The sequence below is a fragment of the Bacteroides stercorirosoris genome (assembly GCF_900142015.1).
GTDB classification, from domain to species: Bacteria; Bacteroidota; Bacteroidia; order Bacteroidales; family Bacteroidaceae; genus Bacteroides; species Bacteroides stercorirosoris.
On record NZ_FQZN01000060.1, the window covers coordinates 1 to 16,893 of the forward strand.

The 16,893-nt window shown below is 42.2% G+C and carries 17 protein-coding genes and 2 pseudogenes; 14 read left to right on the forward strand and 5 right to left on the reverse strand.

What is annotated here, in order from left to right; all coding sequences use genetic code 11:
- Nucleotides 1–700 (forward strand): annotated as a pseudogene (locus BUC01_RS23920) (fimbrial protein); the annotation flags it as partial.
- Nucleotides 701–987: 287 nt separating this feature from the next.
- The gene (locus tag BUC01_RS23925) at nucleotides 988–2,088 is read left to right on the forward strand and encodes a hypothetical protein (protein ID WP_025835487.1); all 1,101 of its coding nucleotides are present in this window, start codon (nucleotides 988–990) and stop codon (nucleotides 2,086–2,088) included.
- Between the two features lie 32 nt (nucleotides 2,089–2,120).
- Here BUC01_RS23925 and BUC01_RS23930 read toward each other — a convergent pair whose 3' ends face one another.
- A complete protein-coding gene (locus tag BUC01_RS23930; RefSeq protein WP_025835485.1) occupies nucleotides 2,121–3,479 on the reverse strand; it encodes an MATE family efflux transporter in 1,359 nt (452 codons plus the stop codon).
- 235 nt (nucleotides 3,480–3,714) lie between these two features.
- Here BUC01_RS23930 and BUC01_RS23935 point away from each other — a divergent pair, with 235 nt between their 5' ends.
- The 8 genes from BUC01_RS23935 to BUC01_RS23970 all read left to right on the forward strand — a co-directional run bounded on the left by BUC01_RS23935 (nucleotide 3,715) and on the right by BUC01_RS23970 (nucleotide 11,130).
- A complete protein-coding gene (locus BUC01_RS23935) occupies nucleotides 3,715–4,185 on the forward strand; it encodes a GyrI-like domain-containing protein (RefSeq protein ID WP_025835483.1) in 471 nt (156 codons plus the stop codon).
- 94 nt (nucleotides 4,186–4,279) lie between these two features.
- Nucleotides 4,280–5,227: an AraC family transcriptional regulator gene (locus tag BUC01_RS23940; protein WP_025835482.1), complete on the forward strand. Its 948-nt coding sequence runs from the start codon at nucleotides 4,280–4,282 to the stop codon at nucleotides 5,225–5,227.
- 306 nt (nucleotides 5,228–5,533) lie between these two features.
- Nucleotides 5,534–5,752, forward strand: a complete 219-nt coding sequence (locus BUC01_RS26035; RefSeq protein ID WP_025835480.1) for a hypothetical protein — start codon at nucleotides 5,534–5,536, stop codon at nucleotides 5,750–5,752.
- A gap of 297 nt (nucleotides 5,753–6,049) precedes the next feature.
- The gene (locus BUC01_RS23950; protein WP_073315125.1) at nucleotides 6,050–7,039 is read left to right on the forward strand and encodes a hypothetical protein; all 990 of its coding nucleotides are present in this window, start codon (nucleotides 6,050–6,052) and stop codon (nucleotides 7,037–7,039) included.
- A gap of 573 nt (nucleotides 7,040–7,612) precedes the next feature.
- Complete coding sequence (locus BUC01_RS23955; protein ID WP_025835478.1) at nucleotides 7,613–8,452, forward strand: RteC domain-containing protein; 840 nt, start codon at nucleotides 7,613–7,615, stop codon at nucleotides 8,450–8,452.
- Nucleotides 8,453–8,564: 112 nt separating this feature from the next.
- Nucleotides 8,565–9,179 carry a DUF1062 domain-containing protein gene (locus BUC01_RS23960; RefSeq protein WP_025835476.1) on the forward strand — a complete coding sequence of 205 codons (615 nt, stop codon included), beginning with the start codon at nucleotides 8,565–8,567 and terminating at the stop codon, nucleotides 9,177–9,179.
- A gap of 66 nt (nucleotides 9,180–9,245) precedes the next feature.
- A complete protein-coding gene (locus BUC01_RS23965) occupies nucleotides 9,246–10,187 on the forward strand; it encodes a DMT family transporter (protein WP_025835473.1) in 942 nt (313 codons plus the stop codon).
- A gap of 79 nt (nucleotides 10,188–10,266) precedes the next feature.
- Nucleotides 10,267–11,130: a 23S rRNA (adenine(2030)-N(6))-methyltransferase RlmJ gene (locus BUC01_RS23970; protein ID WP_073315127.1), complete on the forward strand. Its 864-nt coding sequence runs from the start codon at nucleotides 10,267–10,269 to the stop codon at nucleotides 11,128–11,130.
- A 46-nt stretch (nucleotides 11,131–11,176) separates the two neighbouring features.
- On the opposite strand, the gene BUC01_RS23975 is transcribed toward BUC01_RS23970, so the two are convergent.
- The 3 genes from BUC01_RS23975 to BUC01_RS23985 all read right to left on the reverse strand — a co-directional run bounded on the left by BUC01_RS23975 (nucleotide 11,177) and on the right by BUC01_RS23985 (nucleotide 12,784).
- The gene (locus BUC01_RS23975; protein ID WP_244895786.1) at nucleotides 11,177–11,539 is read right to left on the reverse strand and encodes a hypothetical protein; all 363 of its coding nucleotides are present in this window, start codon (nucleotides 11,537–11,539) and stop codon (nucleotides 11,177–11,179) included.
- A gap of 26 nt (nucleotides 11,540–11,565) precedes the next feature.
- On the reverse strand, nucleotides 11,566–11,928 hold the full coding sequence (locus BUC01_RS23980; protein WP_025835470.1) for a DUF6463 family protein: 363 nt from the start codon (nucleotides 11,926–11,928) through the stop codon (nucleotides 11,566–11,568).
- 505 nt (nucleotides 11,929–12,433) lie between these two features.
- Entirely contained in the window at nucleotides 12,434–12,784 is a 351-nt protein-coding gene (locus BUC01_RS23985) for a DUF1622 domain-containing protein (protein WP_025835469.1), read from the reverse strand.
- Between the two features lie 173 nt (nucleotides 12,785–12,957).
- On the opposite strand from BUC01_RS23985, the gene BUC01_RS23990 reads away from it, so the two are divergent.
- The 4 genes from BUC01_RS23990 (at nucleotide 12,958) to BUC01_RS24005 (ending at nucleotide 16,655) form a co-directional block, all read left to right on the forward strand.
- Nucleotides 12,958–13,566 carry a TetR/AcrR family transcriptional regulator gene (locus BUC01_RS23990; protein ID WP_025835467.1) on the forward strand — a complete coding sequence of 203 codons (609 nt, stop codon included), beginning with the start codon at nucleotides 12,958–12,960 and terminating at the stop codon, nucleotides 13,564–13,566.
- A 98-nt stretch (nucleotides 13,567–13,664) separates the two neighbouring features.
- Nucleotides 13,665–14,387 (forward strand): T9SS type B sorting domain-containing protein, encoded by a 723-nt coding sequence (locus tag BUC01_RS23995; RefSeq protein ID WP_025835465.1) that lies wholly within the window; start codon nucleotides 13,665–13,667, stop codon nucleotides 14,385–14,387.
- The gene (locus BUC01_RS24000; RefSeq protein WP_025835463.1) at nucleotides 14,384–14,908 is read left to right on the forward strand and encodes a hypothetical protein; all 525 of its coding nucleotides are present in this window, start codon (nucleotides 14,384–14,386) and stop codon (nucleotides 14,906–14,908) included. The genes BUC01_RS23995 and BUC01_RS24000 overlap by 4 nt, the downstream gene beginning before the upstream one ends.
- Before the next feature lie 109 nt (nucleotides 14,909–15,017).
- Entirely contained in the window at nucleotides 15,018–16,655 is a 1,638-nt protein-coding gene (locus BUC01_RS24005) for a rhamnogalacturonan acetylesterase (protein ID WP_073315129.1), read from the forward strand.
- On the opposite strand, the pseudogene BUC01_RS25700 reads toward BUC01_RS24005, so the two are convergent.
- Nucleotides 16,654–16,800 (reverse strand): annotated as a pseudogene (locus tag BUC01_RS25700) (glycosyl hydrolase); the annotation flags it as partial. The gene BUC01_RS24005 and the pseudogene BUC01_RS25700 overlap by 2 nt on opposite strands.
- Nucleotides 16,801–16,893 lie beyond the last annotated feature (93 nt).

Below are 16,893 nucleotides of genomic sequence, written 5' to 3' on the forward strand. Positions count from 1 at the left end.
CATTGGATTGTTGTTGTTTAAATATAACCGCAAAGATAATTCACTTTCGCTTATTAACATAACATACCCACAGGGTTTTCGGACTGACCCAAAAATTGTCTATACAAGTTCTCCGGGCGGTGCCGCCGAATGGTTGGAAACAGCGATCACGAAAGATGTGGTGACCCGTTCCGGTTCTACCTCTTATACCTGCAAGGTGTCAAAAAAGTCTGGATATGCGGGTAATCAGTTCCCGAAGGCTATCATTATCCTGCGCAGCAAGGCGGGACGTGAAGAGAGTCAGATTGTGGTGAAAGCCTCAGTAGGAGTACCTACGGTGGCTGCAGCGGCAAGTACGCCGTCAGAACCGGCTGGGGCTAATTCTTATGTGGCAGGAAGTGAATCGCCGGATGTGATAACCGGAGTGCTCAGCATGCAGAGACAGGCGAGTGCCGGCACTACTTCGTTCATGAAACTAACCGTGACAGCCAAAGGGGGAAGCCGGATTTCCGGTCTGCCTGCATGGCTGAAAGCGGACAAGGCGGTGGGACATGCCACCGAAGCTGTGGAGTACACCCTGTCATTGGATCAGAATGCAAAGGGGTTCCCGACAGGACCATTCCCAGCCAATGGAGTAACAACCTTTGAAATCCAGAATCTGTCGGATGCGGCAAAGAAGGTGACGGTAACGGTGAATGTGACGGAAGCTGCGGCACCGTAAAGAAAGGACAAGGAACAATGAAAAAGGTCTTTGTTACATAAGAAAAAACTTTTGAAAATAAAGAATCGGGTAGGAAGAGAACGAAAGGGTTTTCTTCCTACTCTTGTTTTCACATCCCCCTTTTTGATACAAACATGAATGATAAATTCAAGAAAAGTATTGTTCAATGCGAAGAACAGCCTATCTTTGTATTCAATCAATGAGACTCTAAGCTCCGAAAGAAGTCTTCACAGAATATGACTTAAAGGTATGCCAAACAAAATATTCACTTATAGAATTTAGAAAACATGAGTAAAACTATATATACAATAGATTCAAGAGATAATACCATGCTCGAAGTTATGAAACAATACTTCAAGTTATCTGACTTACAGATGAGTAAAGAGATTAACAATATGCACGATATCTTAGTAGAACAATTAGAGAAAAAAGGCATATCATATTCAGCACTAAAGTCTGTTTTAGTCCCTCAAAAGAAACGCCATGAGATTCTTCTCGTATTTGACACTTCACAAATAGAAGATGAATGGTATGGGATAGCATGTCATAATGCTGTAATCAGGCTCTTAGATAAATCTGAGTCCCATAGCTTCTTGTGCGGAGATTATATTTCTAAAATCAATGCCTCACAGGAAAATGCGAACGATCTATTATATCGAAATTTATCAGAGCATATTGATTTATCCAAAATCGAATACAAATCAAGTGAACAGTTATTCTTTATTTACATTAATAACGTCTCAGACAGATTTATAGACAGGCTCAGAAACGGTCTGTTAAATTTCCAAGGATTTGTAGGAATAGTTGATGTGACATTATCTTCTGTACTGAAAATCTACACATCTTCCATTCTCACAAATGGTTTCATTCAGTATCATGACCTTATATTGCAACCTTCATCTGAGCATGATGAATCTTTCAATGTTGAAGACAAGAATGAACTTGGTTATGACTTTGCTGCCAATGAATTTAAAGTTCGTTGCATATATGCAGATTTGTTTGGCCTGTTTTTAACCTACAAAATAGAACGGTTGTATTTTAATATTTTGGATACTTCTGACCAAGCTATGGCTATCAATTCCATAACCCCTGTTTTTCAACGTCTGAACACGTCCCATATTATTGTTACTCCTGAAAAATTAGAATATCTCAAACAAAACAAAGGTGATACAATGAAGAGAATAGGTCTTAGCGACATCACTCCTGAATATTTAGTCCAAAAGATAAAGGAGAATATAAATTCTAATTACCTTTTCTGTATGGAGTTTAATGATGTATATCAAATTGCCAAGTTCAATATAATCCTTGAAATCAATTCTTACAAAATACAATTGGGACTAAAATATGATTACGCTAATAATACACTATCGCTAATTACTATGTATTAAGTGATTATTAAGTCTTCTCCAATAAGTGACACTTACCTCCCCTTCATCTTCCCCAAAATCTTAGGGAACTGCCAAAAGAACAGCAACGTGCAGCAAATCGCAGCCGTAGCATCAGATATTGCCTCAGCCGCATATACTCCGGTCACTCCCATAAAACGGGGCAGTATCAGTGCCAACGGAATCAAAAGAATCGCCTTACGGAGCAAAGCGATAAAAATGGATATCTTGGCTTGTCCCAATGCCACAAACATATTCTGGCAAGCACGTTGCAACCCGAAAATGGTCATACCACCCAGAAAGACAGGCATTGTCCAACGAACCGTCTCTATCAGCCGTTCATCACTCGTAAAGGCTGATGCAACCGTTGAAGGGAACAGAATCATAAACAACATCAGAATCAAGTTGAAGGAAAACATGGTAAACAAGGCAATACGGAAACAATCCTTCACACGCTGCCTGTCTCCATGCCCATAATTGTAGCTCACAATCGGGACAAAGCCTTGCGCAAACCCCGTCAGCGGCACACTGGCAAACTGCATCGAGGTCTGTAAAATAGTCAGTGCACTGACGTAGATATCTCCAAACTCCTTCAAGCTACTATTCAACACAAAACCTACCAAGCTCTCCGTACTTGCCATAATGAACGGAGATACGCCAAGAGCCAGCATCGCAGCTACAATTCCCCGGTTCAATTTCATATAGCGTCGTTCAAGAGGCAGAGAAGCCTTTCGGGAAAAAAGGAAAGACAATACCCACGCAGCACTGCAAGCCTGTGAAATCACCGTAGCCAAAGCTGCACCTTTTACTCCCATATCGAACCAGAAGATAAAGATAGGATCAAGAACGATATTCAATAAAGCTCCGATCAGGACAGAATACATGGCAATGGCAGGACGCCCCTGGGCATTGATAAAAGAATTCAGTCCGGTGGAAATCTCCACAAAAATGGTTCCCAGCAAGTAAGTGGAGAGATAATCGACGGCATATCCCAAGGTATGCTCTGAGGCACCTGTAAAGAGCAGGATAGGCTCCATAAAGGTATAGGCTATGGAAGAAGTCAGCAAGGTGAACAGGATCAGCATGACAAAACCGTTCCCCAATATCTTTCCGGCACGCTGGCGGTCACCTTGTCCGAGGGCTATGGCAGCCAGTGGCGCACCACCTCCACCTACAATTGCCGAAAAAGAAGAAATCAGCACGACAAGAGAAATGGTTACCCCCACGCCTGCCAACGCATCGGTTCCGATGCCCGGTATGTGTCCGATATAGATACGGTCGACAATGCTATAAAGCAAATTGACGAATTGTGCTGCTACTGCCGGAAGCGCCATCTTGAAAACCAATGGCAGCATGCGCTCGGTTCCCAGACGTTCTTCATATTTATTGATCATCTTGATTCTTCTTTTCTAAAAACGGGTGCAAAGGTACGAGAAATAGCTATCCGATTCTCAAAAGTAAATACTAAAATGACTATATAGGACAACTCTTTATAAGAGAAATGCCCTATTTTTGTGCCAAATGTACATGAATCACCCAGCCTCAGCCCCGAGGACGGAACTGATAACGGACATATACATATCTGTTGCAAGGAAATAATGACTTACTAACATAAAAAAACAAAGTACTATGGGAAAGATTTCAGAAATCATGCTGTTGAAGCAGCCGGAACATGCAGCTCTTGTAGTTGAAGTGCAAACTGACATGCAGGGAATGTCTAAGGCCATCGGAGAGAATTTCGTAGCAATAGATGCCTTATTCAAAGAGCAAAACGAAATCACAACAGATATCCCTTTCGTGGAATATCCTGAATTTGAAAGTCTGAATGAGCAGAATATCCGGATGATTATCGGATTGAAATCATCCGGGAAGTTACAAGGAAAAGGAGATATCAAATCTATCATAGTCCCGGAAAGGAAAATACTCTATTGCCTGCACCGAGGAAATTATAACGAACTGGCAGCCCTGTACAATGAAATGATGGAATGGATAAAAGCAAATGGTTACCAGGGTACCGGCACTTCTATCGAATATTACTATATCGGACCGGATGTGCCCGAAGAGGAACAGGTGACGAGGGTGGAGATGCCGCTGAAATAAAACAGATCCAAATAAAGAGCAAGCGGGATATTAGCAAGAATGGACAACCGTATCTGATTATTTGGTGCTACTTTTGCATTTCAAATCATAGGGCATGAATATACAAGAAAAGAGTAAAATAGAGTATCGTTCCAGGATTAACCGGGTGATGGATTACATAGATATGCACCTCGGCCAGCCACTCGAACTAAAGGATATTGCCGAAATAGCCAACTTCTCACCTTTTCATTTCCACAGGATATTCACATTCCTGATAGGAGAAACGCCCATCGACTATATACAACGCCTCCGGGTGGAAAAAGCGGCATGGAAATTACAGAACGAACCGTCATTGCCTGTCACGGAAATCGCATATAGCTGTGGTTTCGGAAGCATATCCTTGTTCAGCAGGACTTTCAAGAAGTATTTCGGCATCACTCCCACGCAATTCGGTAAAGAGGAAAAGCCTATCTATGCACATCATGGGATGCTGTTTAGCAAGAATGGGCAAATGCTCCGCAAGAATTTGACAAGCAAGACGGATTATGATTCCGACCTTTGCGAAGTAGAACTAAATAACATTTATTTTATGAAAGCAAACATCGAAATCAAAGAAATGCCGGAAATGCAAGCGATTTATTGTCGGCACATCGGACCGTTCCACCTGATTGTTCAGGCTTATGAGAAAGTGATTAAATGGGCTGAACCGAGAGGACTGTACACCCAGAATGTAACCAAAACGGCTACGGTGACTCATGATGATCCGTCTGTCACGGAGTTGGACAAGATCAGACAAAGTGCCTGTATCATTGTGAACGAAGACGTGAAAGTGGAGGGAGAAATCGGAAAGATGGTCATTCCCGGTGGTAAGTATGTGGTGGGACACTTTGAGATTGGAACCGATGAGTTCCAGAAATCATGGAACACCATGTGCAAGTGGTTTACCGAAAGCGGGTATCAACAAGCGGACGGATGTACGTATGAGCTATATCACAATAGTCACCGGACACATCCTGAGAATAAGCATATTGTGGATATCTGCATACCGATAAAGCCTTTGTAAAATGCTTATGCATTCTTTTCACCACAGATTCCACAGATTTTCACAGATTACCTATCTTGATAATCAATTATTTAATTTTAATCTGTGTCAATCCGTGTAATCTGTGGTGAGTTTCGACATTCTCACTCTCTATTTTTTAAGTTCGTCGCAGTCAGGACTCATTTCGTCATAAGCAGCATGAAGTTCGTCTAATAACTCTTTATAGAAGGATATTTTGATTTACCTTTACATCCATAACTGGGCACTTTCAGACAGACTAAGCAGACTAAATTAAACTAAGTAATAGAAAAAACATAAATCACCGCCATGCAAGATAGTATTTTAATATTCCGGACTTCTATAACCAGGGAACAGGATATAAAAAGAATAGGAACACTCTTCAAACAATATCCCCAGATTCATAAATGGAATGTAGACTTTGAAGATTGGGAAAAGGTATTAAGGATAGAATGTCGGGGAATCACTCCGGCTGACGTTGCAGATGCACTAAAGACAATCAATATTCACGCAACGGAGTTAGAGTAAAACGGTACAGAAATGAATTATTTCACCACAGATTACACAGATTAGCACAGATTTAATTTATTAATAATCAGAGATATCTTTCCTAATCTGTGTAAATCAGTGTAATCTGTGGTGCATCATAACCCTACAGAAATAAACAATAGCAGAAAATCGTTAGTCTCTAATTCACTCTATTTCGTCATCAGAAACAGGGAGGTTGTTCTACAAACTCCCGATAGCAAACTAATTCGGCTTATCTTCGTTGCCGGAATTAAAAGAGTGAAAATAAAAAGATTAATAACAAAGAAAAACAAAAAGATGAAGAAAATTTTAGTATTCATACTATGTGCATTGGCTTATAGTACATTATCCGCCCAAACAGATGAGAACAAGAAGTCGACCTTTCAGCTAAGCTTTGTGCCACCTCTGAGCACCAACGGAATGCATGCATCGGAGTATACCAATCATGTCTCCCTCAATTTATTGATAGGTGTTTCCAAAAATGAGGAATTGCTCACTTGGGGAGGACTCGCGAACATTATTCTCAATGATGCAAAAGGCCTTCAATGGGCAGGACTGTCAAATTATGTAGGGAATGACGGACAAGGGTTGCAAGTTGCAGGATTAATCAACATAAATAAAAACAGCTTTAGCGGTTTCCAACTGGGAGGATTGGCAAATACCGCTTCGGAGATGAAAGGCTTCCAGTTTGCCGGGCTGACTAATATTGCCAAAGATGTGACCGGTGTTCAAATAGCAGGATTAGTCAATATTGCAAAGAACGTAAGAGGCGTTCAGTTTTCAGGATTGGTGAATATAGCTGATAATAGTGACTGCCCTATCGGACTAATCAACATCATTAAGAATGGTGAAATGGGAGTTGCCGTTACTTATGATGCCATAGGAAGCACGGTAGCATCATTCCGCTCGGGTGGTAAATATACTTATGGCATCATAGGTGTCGGGTATAATCATAAAACAATCAATAACTCACTGGTAGCCGAAGGCGGTTTCGGTGCACATATTCCTGTCACCCCCTGGTTCAGAATTAACAATGAGCTTAAATTCTCGGCTATTGGCAATGATTCGGACGAACCGGTATTGAATGGAGGTTATTCGCTGATTCCGGCTTTCAGGATTGGAAAACACATTGAGTTATTTGCGGGAGTAGGTATCAATTATATGGAGACAAAGGATATCAATAACCACAAAATATTCCCAAATCATTCATTATGGAAGAAGACGGGCTCCACAAGATTACAACAATTATACGTAGGATACCAGTTCGGGGTTCAATATATATTCTGATAAATCACAGCACTTTATGAGTGAGCACATAACACTCCATAACTGAGCATTCAACGCTCCGTAACTGAGCATCCAACACTCCGGGACTGAACACCCAAAACACCCGGATGTTTTCACCCAAAACATGGGGATGTTTTACCCTATAACATGGGGATGTTTTACCCCAAAACATCCGGGTGTTTTCAGAAATAAGATGGGGATGTTTTGACCTCTCAGTCCGGGACTGATAAATGCTCAGTCCTATAGTGAAATAGGCTATATCCGTTAACTAAGTCCGCTCAGGAACTTTCTCCCCAACACGATGCCTATTATAAAGAAAAACACTATATTTGCATCCGAATTCTAAAAGCAACGATTTTGGGCACCATTCTTAAATTTGTTATCGCTTAATATTAGCCTTACAAACCACAGGCTAATTTCTTTCGTTTGAGTATTTCTATTCAGACAGGTTTTTCATTTTATCATTTTTAGTATTAACTACATTGTCTTTTCAGGACAATTGTAATTCGCTATTCAAACTCCGGGTTGGCTTTCACCGAAACCGACCGAAAGTTAGGAATGCGCCGAATACGGATGGAAAATTTCGTAAAGAAGATTAAGCAAAACATAGAACTGGAAATCGTAAGAATTGAGCAACAGCCCATTGATGTCCTCGATAAACTCAAGCAGATAGTAGACTTTATACAAGCCTCACTCATTCTGTTAAAGACCACTATCGCAGACCATCAGTTTGCAAGTTCCCACGAAGAGATTCTTTTCTTTAAAGTCTGGAAGCCACAAATATCCGGACTATTGATATTTTATATCCGCCTCTATCAGATTGAGAAGAACCGGACAGGGAAATCACCGTCGATTCAATGCAAATATCTGAAAGCCGAATATGAAAGTCTGAAGAAAGCCTTAGCAGACAATAGCTTTTACCCCTATTATCAGTCCGGTAAAACCGATTCAGATGAACTGTACTTCATGAGAGAGCATTATGACATTCTTTCTGATACCTGCCACTTTTCATTGGACAGGGACACTACTTTTTCTACGTTACACGATTCGAGTGTCGCAGAGATTTTAGCCAATCGTCGCCTGACGCAGTATCTATCGGATGAAATAGATTCATTATCAGATGAACTGCACCTCAGATTCACTTCAATCATCGAAAGCAACCTGCTGCAATGGACGGACAGTAAAGTAGCCTTGGTAGAGTTCATCTATGCCCTCTATGCCGGCAAATGTTTTAATAACGGCGCTACCAATCTGAAAGATATAGCATTCTGCTGCGAAACCCTGTTCAATATCGAAATAGGTGATTTCTACCGGATATTCCTTGAAATCAGAAACAGGAAGAAAAACCGTACCCAGTTTCTTGATAAACTGAAAGAGAAAATAACCCGAATGATGGATGAACTGGACCGATAAATCAGAAAAATCCGATGCCGTCTTGTGACATCTTGTGAATTCCGCCAATCGCTAATATCCAACTTTGCAGAAAAAACATTTAACCCGCAAAGAAAGAAGGAATATTAGCTTTATGGAAACTACATTTACATGGGAAATAAAAGTGAAGAACTGCCCTTTATTAATTAAGAAGTGCAGTCATTGTGACAGTGACCGCTTTTATTGCAGTGATAAGTTCAGAATGAATGCCCAGAAAAAGAACATTGATGTGTGGCTGATTTACAGATGCGTGAAGTGTGATAATACTTGTAACCTCACATTAGTATCACGAAGCAAACCGGACTTAATAGACAAATCATTATTCCACAGCTTCTCGGTAAACGACAAGGAGGCAGCCTGGCAGTACGCCTTTTCTGCCGAACTGGAAAGAAAAAACAATATGAAGTTAGATTACGGCAGTGTTGAATATGAAGTCATAAGTAGCATTTCACCGGAAGATATACAGAATCTATCAGATGAAGTTATCAGCATCCGCATCAAATGCGATTTCGACTTTAATCTTAAGTTATCTTCATTAGTCAGAAGGTGTTTATCACTTTCAGCCAATCAGGTGAAGCGTCTCTTTGAGCAGAATGTCATCAGCACCTCAGCCAGCCAATCACTGCAAAAGCAAAAAGTGAAGAATGGAGATGTTATTCTGATAGACAGAGAGCAATTAACGAAGTCATTAAAAGAAATTGCAAGATAATAACAGCACTTTCATAAAAGAAGACCTACCTTTGCAGCCCCAAAGAAAAGATTTAGATCAACACTTATGAATGCAAAAGTAAAAGGTTATATATTGGGAGCCGTTGCCGCTGCCACTTACGGAATGAATCCCCTCTTTACCCTCCCTCTTTACAAGGAAGGTATGGACCCGGATTCAGTCCTCTTTTTCAGATATTTGTTTGCCATCCCGATATTGGGTATCATGCTCAAAGCTCGGGGGAGAAGCTTCAAACTGAAACGGAAAGAAGTGTTGCCGCTCATTATACTGGGCTGGTTGGTTGCCATTTCTTCGCTGACTTTGTTTCAGAGTTATAATTATATGGAAGCCGGCATTGCGTCCACCATACTGTTTGTCTATCCTATTCTGGTTGCGCTGATTATGGCATTTGTCTTTAAGGAGAAGATAACGCTACAGACGGTTTTATGTATCTTCCTGGCGTTAAGCGGCATCGGGCTGCTTTACAAAGGCGGTGACGGTACTACTCTCAGTTTGGTTGGTGTCAGTCTGGTTATAGCTTCGGCCCTCTCCTACGCCATTTATATTGTAGGCGTGAACCGCCCGATGCTGAAAGATGTGGCAACTCTGAAAGTAACTTTCTATGTACTGCTTTTCGGATTGTCCCTCTTTTTGGTGCGCGTAGATTTCGGACAAAGCCTGCATATTGTTGATAAGTGGTATTTGTGGGGTAATCTGGTAGCATTGGCAGTCTTCCCGACGGCTATCTCATTTCTCTGTACCACACAGGCCATTCAGTATATAGGTTCTACCCCGACAGCTATTCTTGGGGCTTTGGAGCCTGTTACGGCTGTTTTCTTCGGAGTGATGGTCTTCGGGGAGGCTCTGACTGTCAGACTAAGTATCGGAATATTGCTGATTATTCTGGCTGTGACGTTTATTATAGCCGGAAGTAATATCACGACTCATTTAGTGCGGTTCAGAAAACTCTTCCCGAGGTTGCCGATAAAAAGGAAGAAAGATATCAGATAAATATCTTTGAATTTCGTACCTTTGCCATATACGCTTAAAACCATGAGCGTGGACAAAATGAATATAAATCTTCAAGCATATGGCAACTTACACGCATTTCGGAAAGCAGGCAGATGTATTCAAACATTTGATATTTTGTGAGGTTCTTCAAAACGAAAAACCTTCAGTCTATGTGGAGACAAATTCAGCCTCCGCCATTTACCGGATGGAACATACGCCGGAACAACAATACGGTATTTATCACTTTCTGGAAAATGCAGATAGAGAAGAAGTACTAAAGAATTCCACTTATTATAAATTAGAAAGCCCGGAGATGGCAAAAGGGAATTATTTAGGGTCTCCTGCTTTAGCCATGAACATATTGGGAGAACAAACCCGGCAATATCAATTCTTTGATATAGAAAAGGAGGCTTTAGAAAACGTGAGTCGCTATGCTGATAGAATGGAGCTAAATACTGCTGTCCAGACCTGCAATTCTGATTCACTGACAGGAGTAATGGAGCTCTTACCCTCACTCCCTGCATCTTCTTTCGTCCACATCGACCCTTATGAGATTGATAGAAAAGGAACGTCCGGAACAACGTATCTCGATATATTAGTAAAAGCTACACAAGCAGGCATGAGGTGCCTGTTGTGGTATGGTTTTATGACCGGAGATGACAAAACTCATCTCAATCAATATATTGCCGGCAAACTGAAAGAAGCAGGTATCCATGAATACACTTGCGTGGAACTGACAATGAATTCCATCAGGAAAGATACAATAATCTGCAATCCGGGCATAGTAGGCAGTGGCATTTTAGCTACAAACCTGTCACAGAAATCAAATACATTGATTCTTGAATCTAGCAAAAGATTAGTCAATCTCTACCAACATGCCGAATATAAAAGTTATGATGGAAGTTTATATAGAGAAGTATTGCGGAAGTTCCGGACAGGATAGTGGCTCCGTTCCACAAAAAACTCTTTTGGAGAGCACCAATCCAGTCTCACTCGACAGTTACCTTAAAACGGCATTTTTCTGCGCCACCCAAAACGGTTTCAATTATTTCCACGCTGATTTTTTTATCGGGTAACAAATTTCCGATAATATACAATACGCTCTGGCGCGAACATTCGCAATGTGATACATCTTTTACTTTTCCGCTTGCCACGTCCGGACAGACACATGCCGGGTAACCAATTTCATAAACATGTCCCTCTTCAATTGTCTTTGCGAAAAGCCATTCTGTATTCCCATATCGTTTGTACTGTTCGTCTAAACAGCAACCACATTCTTCAAATTGCTTTCTTTGCATTGGCAATACCGTATCCTTGACACAATGTATCGCCTTGTCTTTATAATCTATCATATTCACTTAGTTTCACTTTAAGATATCTACCTTTTTCTATTTGCAGCAATTATTATCAATGCTTGTGGTAAAAAAAGCCAGAAACCAGAAATAGGCTCTGCAATACATCCTACCACAGTAAATACCAAAATACAGTATCCCAAAAACAGAGGTGCAGGTTTATGCTCTTTTTGGATATAGTATTGGAGTGTTTGCCCCCAGAGAACAAGTATAATCCCACACACTAAAAACCAAAGGGCGAAAGCACGGTTGTAATTATCACCTGTGGAGTTTATGAATCCATCTTTTATCATGTCTGCAAATTCCTCTTTTCCAAGCAGTAGTGCATAAATCGTGTGGATTATTCCTGTTATAACAAGAAATGTTCCACTATATTTCCAAAGTTTCATATTCTTATTTTTTTTAACTTCTGGTTAAATTCATCATTATCACATTTACCAAATAGCAAAGACATTCCATAGGGGGGATATATACAAGGTCTGGGGCCTTACTGACTTGTCCACGTAAATTTTACTCAATCACCGCACGAGCAAAGAAACAGTTGTTTCATGTTATTCTGTGCTGCAAAGTTAAAAATCGGACAGTTTATTTCGGCAGATTACCCGATAACCACATATTAGTCAATAATATAACAATTAGCAATTTAGTTATAGTCTCTTCATATATGGCAAAAAAAAAGGCTATCTATCCCAGACAGCCAATCTTTGTTAACCTTAAATCTAATACTATGAAAAACACATTGCAAAGATACGGACTTTAGGGATATCTCCAAATTTTCAGGGGCAAACGGAGAGTTTTATAACATGGTTTAATAGAATTATGGAAGTCGTTAACTACCCGGCATCCAAATGTTAACAATTAACATAACACAGACTGCATATTTAAGAATCAGTCTCATTCATCTTTCTCACTTTCTACCTCCAACTCCTTAATTTCTTTATTCAGGAAGACAGAGAGAATCGTTCTCAAAACAACTATCCCTCCTAAAATGCCCAATTCGTTCAGAGTAGGTTCCAATACAGTCTTTAGTATATCCGATGCTATGAGGAATTCAAGTCCTAACAATAAGTAAGTTCCGAAGGTAGCACGCAACCTCCGGATATTGGTCGTTGAATATTTGCCTGTAAATCTCTTGAATTCATTGCTAAGAAAGGATATGATGCCAATTAGTGCTCCATAGGTGACAATGAGAAGACTTGTCACACTGATTATCGTTGCCAGTGTATTTAAGAAGGTAGTAAGCATGTCGATTGTCTTTTTTTTAATATAACATTATGGTTCACTTAAATGTTTAAACTTCTAACAGTCTTCCCCTTCAAAAGAATAAAAACACCCGATCAGCAAATTTATTTCCTGTTTTACTTGTATGTTTCCAACCGGTAACATATATTTGTTCCCAGTTAGTAACATATAATCATATGACAGCAAAGAACATCACTCCGGAAAGGGACAGAGAAACAACGGAAAAGCGTATACTGGACACCATCGGCCAGATGATAAGCGAAAACGGATTTGAGAAAATAGGAATCAATGCCGTTGCCACCCAGTCCGGTGTATCCAAGATATTGATATACCGCTATTTTGGTTCGGTAGAAGGGCTCATGGCTACCTATATCCGCCAGCATGATTTCTGGATTAACTTTCCACAAGGACTCCCGGAACGCAATAAACTGCCGGAGTACCTGAAGCAGATGTTCAGAAGCCAGATAGAGCAACTACGCAGTAACCCCACGCTGCGGAGGCTACACCGTTGGGAACTCTCTTCCGACAACGAAATAATCGTGAAGCTAAGGGAGCAACGCGAAAATGCCGGCATGCAGCGTATAAAAAGAATCAGCGAACTGACAGGCTATCCATTAAAAGAACTCGAAGTGCTGGCCTCCGTCCTAACAGCATCCATCACCTACCTTGTGATGCTGGAAGAGTTCTGCCCGGTTTACAACGGAATCCCCCTGAACAATAACTCAGGATGGGAACAAATCACCCAAGGAATAGACTCTCTTATCGATAAGGTTTTCCAAGTGTAATGCATAAAAGGCAGATATAAGTATCCGGATCACTTATGCCTACAATGTTCCCACTTGGTAACAAACTCATTTTATAGTAACAATCAAATGAATTAAAGATGAAGAAAATGATTATGACATGGATTTGTTTATCGCTTTTCTCTCTCTGTTCCTGTCAGAAAGAGCTGATTGAATATGAAGCAGGAGATGTAAAAGTATGCATCGAAGAAGGTGAAGAATGGCTGCACGACTTCCCGTTATTCCTGGGAATCAAGAAAAAGAATCCACCCCAGATTGCCATCTGGATGGAAGATATGAAAGGGAATTACCTGTCCACCATCTATGCCAGCCACAAAATTGCAACCCAGTCCTGGCAAAGTTCAGGAGGCAACAGAAGAAAAGAAGCTCTGCCTCACTGGTGCCATGCGCGGGGCATACAGTATAAGGACGGACTTTACCTGCCAACTAAAGAGGAGCCGCTCACAGATGGAATATCCGGAGCAACTCCCCGTGGTAGTTTCGACGTAAAGTTACATCCATCCGACAAGCTGAAATTGTTCAGGATTAAAGTGGAAATCAACCATTCGACGGATTTCAACGACTCCTATACCAAGGCAGCCAAAGAGGGCGAACCGGGTTATTCGGGTGGCAAAGAGGGGAGCGGACAACCGGCGGTGGTTTATTCAGCAGATGTGGACTTATCGTCCGGACGGAAAGTATTCGAAGCCGTTCTACTTGGGCATAGCAGCCCCGACGGCAGTTCCGGTGACTTGGAAACCGATACCTCTGCACTGACTACTGCTCTCCATATTGTAAAACGCATAACTGTAAATGTACAATGAAAAAAATTATCTTTATACTCCTGTTGTTTCTGGCAAATCCCATTGTGAAGTGCCAGATTGCAGACCGCTTCACCTACATGACCACCATCGGAACGGGAATTTCTATGGAACCCCCTTCTACCACTCCATTCGCCTGGCAAGTGGCAGGGCACTACAAGCTATCAGAACGCTTCTCTGCGGGCATCGGCACTGGATTATCTGTCTATGAGAAAGCGCTGATACCCCTCTTCGCCGACGCCAGATTTCAACTGACTAAACCAAGAAGATTTGTCCCCTATCTGCAATGCGGCATCGGATATGCTTTCGCTCCCGGTGAAGACGCCAATGGTGGTTTCTTCTTTCATCCATCCGTAGGTGTACAGTATAAAACGCGTGGTAAAACGACGCTTCTGTTAAGCATAGGATATGAAATCCAAAATCTGGAACGGTTGAAAAAGTATGAGAACAGCCACTATGCGGCAGAATTCCGGGAGAAGCTCCACCACAACCTGATTTCAATCAAATTAGGGGTTATGCTTTAGAAAAGTCCTCCCTATGGGACAAAAAGACATCAATATGAATAATATTCCATTCGGAGAAAGTAAAATTTCGCCTACTTTTGCACAAAACATAGCATAAAGTAATAGGAAAATGAATAGACACACTTTTTGCAGCTACTTGATTTTGGGAGTTGCATTCGCATTCTGTCTGCCGATGCAAGCCCAGAACAAGGTGGCTGCACCCATGAAGGACGTCAACCAGGTAATTGACAATACACTGGATAGTTTGAACAAAGCACGGACAGCACGTCCGATAGCCGGTTCCAGCCGCAAAGGCAATAATCCGGTTTTGTTTTTAGTAGGCAACTCCACCATGCGCACCGGTACCCTGGGCAACGGTAACAATGGTCAATGGGGTTGGGGATATTATGCCGGAGACCACTTTGACCAGGACCGGATAACGGTAGAGAACCATGCGTTGGGCGGAACAAGCAGCCGCACATTCTACAAGCATCTATGGCCGGATGTCATCAAAGGAGTGCGCCCGGGCGACTGGGTGATTATCGAATTGGGACACAACGACAATGGTCCTTACGATAGCGGACGTGCACGCGCCTCCATTCCCGGAATTGGCAAAGACAGCCTGAACGTAACCATTCAGGAAACCGGAGTAAAAGAAACGGTATACAGCTATGGCGAGTACATGCGCCGTTTTGTGCAGGAAGTGAAAGCGAAAGGCGCCCACCCCATCCTGTTCTCACTGACGCCCCGCAATGCCTGGGAAGATAAAGACAGCACGATTGTGACACGTGTCAACAAGACATTCGGGCTGTGGGCAAAGCAAATAGCCGAAGAACAGCAGGTGCCCTTTATCGACCTGAACGACATCACCGCCCGTAAGTTCGAGAAATTCGGCAAAGAGAAGGTCAAATATATGTTCTATCTGGACCGCATCCACACCAGTGCTTTCGGAGCTAAGGTAAACGCAGCGTCCGCCGCCGAAGGTATTCGGGAGTGCGCAGGCCTGGAACTGGCAAACTATCTGAAACCGGTGGAGAAAGACACGCTCACCGGTGCCAGCCGAAAAGAAGGTTGTCCGGTAGTGTTCACCATCGGAGACAGCACGGTGAAGAATAAAGATGATGATAAAGACGGCATGTGGGGCTGGGGCAGCGTGATAGCTGACGAGTTCAACCTGAAAAAGGTGACTGTTGAAAATCATGCCATGGCAGGACGCAGCGCACGCACATTCTTGGACGAAGGCCGTTGGGACAAGGTTTATGATGCCCTGCAACCGGGTGATTTCGTACTTATCCAGTTTGGACATAATGACGGAGGAGACATCAACGTGGGCAAAGCGCGCGGCGAACTGCACGGTTCGGGAAACGAAAGCAAGGTTTTCCTGATGGAAAAAACAGGAAAATATCAGGTGGTATATAGCTTCGGCTGGTATCTGCGCAAGTTCATTATGGATGCACAGGAAAAAGGGGCCATCCCCATCGTACTGAGCCACACACCCCGCAACAAATGGAAAGACGGGGAAATTGAACGCAATACGAACAGTTATGGCAAGTGGACGCGCGAGGCGGCAGAAATGACCGGTGCTTACTTCATTGATTTGAATAAACTATCGGCTGATAAACTACAGAAGATGGGGCCCAAGAAGACACCCGCTTTCTACAACACCGACCACACGCACACCTCACTAAAGGGTGCGCGCATGAATGCCCGGAGTATTGCAGAAGGGATAAAGGCTACTGATTGCCCGTTGAAGAAGTACTTGAAGTAAGCAAGGCCTCCACCACTGAGGCATCGACTTTAAAAGCCGTTCCATGACGTGTCCCCTTCGGGAAAGAAACCCGGTCGGACACGTCTTCCCACGTTTTCCCGTTGTCCAATGAGCGGACTGCCCCGTAACGATGGTCGCGATATTTAGGGATATTCAGTAAATGTCCCTCTTTCTAATAAATTAAGAGAACAGTTTTACTTTACGTGAGCTTTTCTCTTAATTTTTTTCTGTAAAGTCT